1 pseudogene is annotated in these 316 nt (G+C 70.6%); it reads right to left on the bottom strand.

The annotated features are described in order from the left end of the window. A pseudogene (locus OO52_RS45720) lies at positions 1 to 316 on the bottom strand (polyketide synthase); the annotation flags it as partial.

The following is a 316-nucleotide window of genomic DNA, read 5'->3' as shown; positions in this document are numbered from 1 at the left end:
GGGCCAGGGCTGTTCCTCCGTCAGCAGGCGCACCTGTCCGGCGTCCCAGTCGACCTTCGTGGACGGCCGGTCCACGTGCAGGGTCTTCGGGAGGACCCCTTCGCGCATCGCCATGACCATCTTGATGACACCGGCCACACCGGCCGCGGCCTGCGTGTGCCCGATGTTGGACTTCACCGACCCCAACCACAGCGGGCCGCCCGAGGAGCGCTCCTGCCCGTAGGTGGCCAGCAGCGCCTGCGCCTCGATCGGATCACCCAGCGTCGTACCCGTACCGTGCGCCTCCACCACGTCCACGTCCGCCGCCGACAACCGG

Origin of the sequence: Streptomyces flaveolus (genome assembly GCF_000716535.1) — a bacterium.
GTDB lineage: Bacteria > Actinomycetota > Actinomycetes > Streptomycetales > Streptomycetaceae > Streptomyces > Streptomyces flaveolus_A.
The sequence above is the reverse complement of the archived record's forward strand: the minus strand, read 5'-3'. Positions and strand labels throughout refer to the sequence as shown.